This window comes from Paracoccus sp. SM22M-07 (assembly GCF_001887735.1).
Lineage (GTDB): Bacteria > Pseudomonadota > Alphaproteobacteria > Rhodobacterales > Rhodobacteraceae > Paracoccus.
The window spans coordinates 1-3,412 of record NZ_JPKW01000036.1; the positions used below are offsets into that span (position 1 = coordinate 1).

Consider the following 3,412-nt stretch of genomic DNA (forward strand, 5'->3'; position numbering starts at 1 on the left):
AGAAGGGTCGGCTCTGGCTGAACGACGGGTCATGCATCCGTCTGCGGCCAGAGCGTTCGAACCATGTCTGGTCCTACGACTTCGTCGAAGCCCGGACCCACGATGGAAGGAAGTTCCGCATGCTCAATCTCATCGACGAGTTCAGCCGGGAGTGCCTGGCAATCCGGGTCGACCGGAGGCTCCGATCGACCGACGTCATCGACGTCTTGTCCGATCTCTTCATCCTGCGCGGCGTGCCGGATCATATACGGTCCGACAATGGCCCGGAGTTCATCGCCAAGGCGGTGAGGGAATGGATCGTCGCCGTCGGCGCACAGACCGCCTACATCGAGCCGGGGTCCCCCTGGGAAAACGGTTACTGTGAGAGCTTCAACTCCAAGCTCCGCGACGAACTGCTGAACGGGGAGATATTCTACAGCCTCGCTGAGGCGAAGATTATCATCGAGAGCTGGCGCCGCCACTACAACACCAAGCGCCCGCACTCATTACTAGGGTATCGCCCGCCAGCTCCCGAGGCCATCCAGTGGCCGGCTTCGCCATCCGGAGCCGCTTCGCCGGCCACCCCAGCTGTAGCGACAAGACACGTAATGCACTAAGATTGAAACCGGACCACCCGATAGGGGCAGGCTACAAGCTCTACGCCGATGTCCTTACCAAGGCGCGCACGGCATGACGCGCATCAAGCTCTACCCGCACGAATGGCCTGAAGCCGATCAGCAGATGTGGTCTGGTCTGCAGGAAACCGGCAATCCTCTGGACGGCGTGGGTGCCTTTGCGCATCTTCGGGCCAGCACCATTGCACAACATCAAGCGGGCTACGGTCGCTGGATTGCCTGGCTGACGGCGATCGATCCCGCAGCACTCGACGAGCCACCACTGTCGCGGATCACAGCGGAGCGTGTTGTCGCCTGGATGGGCTCCATGGAAGCCGACGCCCCCTACTCGCGGGTCATGCGGCTTGACACGCTGATCCGAATGATCGTTGTCGTCGATCGTGATGCCTCCGTCAGGAAGCTGCGCAGGATCCGTGCCATCCACTTTGCTCAAGCGCAGGACAGGAACGGCGAGCGGAAGCATGGGCGCATTCTGTCGGGGAGGGTTCTGCTGCAGGCGGGCCTGGATCTGGCTGGTCAACACGCTGATGCTGCATCGATCCTCGAGCGGATGCAGACACTGCGCGACGGAGCCATGCTGGCCTTCCTCGCGATGTTGCCGATCCGGCGTCGTGCCTTCGTCGGATTGGAACTCGGTCACTCGGTGCTTCTTACCGCCCAGTCCATCGAGATTGCTCTTTCCCCGGAGATGACCAAAACCGGCAACACCTGGACTGCGATGGTGCCTGATCCGCTGGAGGGGCTGCTTCGCCACTACCTGTCTGAGGCCCGCCCGTTTCTGCTGCATCGTGGCAATGAGGCCCATGCGATGCTCTGGGTTGCGGATTCCGGGCGCCCCTTCGGCTACTCTTACATGGGCAGGCGCATCCCGGACCTCACGGAGAAGATGATCGGCGTCCGCGTGCCGCGGCACTTCTTTCGCGATGCTGCCGCCACCACGTTGGCCCGTGAATCGCCCGAGCATGCGCGCTCGGCAGGCCCTCTGCTGGGACACACGAGCTTCAGAACAGCTGAGAAGCACTACAACCATGCACGCGCCATCGAAGCCGGGCGTGCTTACAATGAAAGCCTCCAGCGTATCAGGAGCCAGTCATGACCCGAGCAGCCATCTACGCCCGCTATTCCTCCGACCGGCAGCGTGACGCGTCGCTGGAGGATCAGATGCGGGTCTGCCAGGACCGCGCCGAGCGGGAGGGCTGGACGGTCACCACCTGCTTCGGCGACCGGGCGATCTCGGGCGCCTCCCTGCTTCGCAAAGGTCTCCAGGATCTGATTGCCGAAGCCACGGCTGGGCGCATCGAGATCGTGCTGACCGAAGCGCTGGACCGACTGAACCGGGACCAGGCGGATGTGGCGACCATCTACAAGCAGCTGAGCTTTGCAGGGGTGCGGATCGTCACCCTGTCGGAAGGATAGATCAGCGAGGAGCATGTTGGGCTGAAGGGCTTGATGAACCAGCTCTTCCTCAAGGACCTAGCCAACGAGACCCGGCGCGGCCTGCGCGGGAGCGTCGGGGCCGGTCGCTCCGGCGGCGGCAACAACTACGGCTACGATGTGGTGCGCCGCCTAGGCGGCGATTGTGAGCCGGTCACCGAAGAGCGTGCGATCCATGCCCCTAGAAGCGGACATCATCCGGCGGGTGTTTCGGGATTTTGCGGATGGCAGGTCCCCGAAGGCCATCACGCAGCGTCTCAACCAGGAGGGCATCCCGGGCCGCGGGGCCAGCTGTGGCGGGACACGGCGATCCGCGGTCATCGCATTCGCGGTACGGGGCTATTGAACAATGAACTCTACATCGGCCGCCTGGTCTGGAACCGGCTGCGCTACGTCAAGGATCCTGCCACCGGCCGCCGTGTCTCTCGATTGAACCCGCCGGAAGCGCTGGTCATCACCGAGGTCCCCGAACACAGGATCATCGAAGGGGAGCTTTGGGAGCGGGTGAAGGCCCGGCAGGGCGAGATCGCTCAGGACCCGCGTGTCACGGCGATCAAGGCCACGCGCTTTTGGGAGAAGAAGCGCCAGATCCACCTGCTGACGGGCCTTCTGCGCTGCGGGACCTGCGGTGGAGGGTTTGCGGCTGTCGGCCGGGACTATCTGGCCTGCTCCGCCGCCCGCAAGCTCGGCACCTGCAGGCAAAGGACGTCCATCCGCCGTGCCGTGCTGGAGGAAGCGGTGTTGCAGCTGTGAAAGACCGGGTGATGCAGCCGGAGGCGGTGGCGCAGTTCATCAAGGCTGTCAGCAAAGAGACGAATGCGCGCAACGGCACGGCGTCTGTCAGGATTGCGCAATTGCAATCGGAGCGGGCCACCGTCACCCGCAAGCTGGAGGGCCTCTATGACGCCATTGCCGACGGTCTGCGGACGACCGGTCTGAAGACCAGGCTTGAGGCTTTGGAGACGCGGATTGCTCAGATTGATGAGGACTTGTCCGCCCCTGCCCCGTCACCGATCCGCCTGCACCCGAACATGTCGGAGCTTTACCGGCGCAAGGTGACGGAACTGGCTGCAACGCTCGCCGATCCCGAGATCCGGACACCAGCGCTCGAGGCCATCCGTGGGCTGATCGAGGTGGTCACTGTCCATGTCACCCCGGAAGGCATCAGGCTGGAGTTGGCGGGCGCGCTCGCAGCCATGGTTGGACTGGCACAGGGTGGAACAGCAAAAAGCCCGCTTGTGAGCGGGCTGGATGCGTGTTCGGTTGATCTGGTTGCGGGGGCAGGATTTGAACCTGCGACCTTCAGGTTATGAGCCTGACGAGCTACCGGGCTGCTCTACCCCGCGCCAAGTTTGTCCTGATCG

4 protein-coding genes, 1 tRNA gene and 1 pseudogene are annotated in these 3,412 nt (G+C 63.5%); 5 read left to right on the top strand and 1 reads right to left on the bottom strand.

The window, feature by feature from the left end; genetic code table 11:
- From IE00_RS19220 to IE00_RS20745, 5 genes and pseudogenes are all read left to right on the top strand, one after another.
- A partial coding sequence (locus IE00_RS19220) for an IS3 family transposase (RefSeq protein WP_072298769.1) occupies window positions 1-596 on the top strand: 596 nt, incomplete at its 5' end.
- 73 nt (window positions 597-669) lie between these two features.
- Window positions 670-1,710, top strand: a complete 1,041-nt coding sequence (locus IE00_RS19225) for a hypothetical protein (protein WP_072298768.1) — start codon at window positions 670-672, stop codon at window positions 1,708-1,710.
- Window positions 1,707-2,030, top strand: coding sequence for a recombinase family protein (locus tag IE00_RS20735; RefSeq protein ID WP_240494015.1), 324 nt, complete (start codon window positions 1,707-1,709; stop codon window positions 2,028-2,030). Before IE00_RS19225 ends, IE00_RS20735 begins: the two co-directional genes overlap by 4 nt.
- Before the next feature lie 193 nt (window positions 2,031-2,223).
- A pseudogene (locus IE00_RS20740) lies at window positions 2,224-2,504 on the top strand (recombinase family protein); the annotation flags it as partial.
- Window positions 2,505-2,552: 48 nt separating this feature from the next.
- The gene (locus IE00_RS20745) at window positions 2,553-2,801 is read left to right on the top strand and encodes a zinc ribbon domain-containing protein (RefSeq protein ID WP_240494016.1); all 249 of its coding nucleotides are present in this window, start codon (window positions 2,553-2,555) and stop codon (window positions 2,799-2,801) included.
- Between the two features lie 516 nt (window positions 2,802-3,317).
- On the opposite strand, the gene IE00_RS19235 is transcribed toward IE00_RS20745, so the two are convergent.
- A tRNA-Met gene (locus IE00_RS19235) sits at window positions 3,318-3,394 on the bottom strand.
- Window positions 3,395-3,412 lie beyond the last annotated feature (18 nt).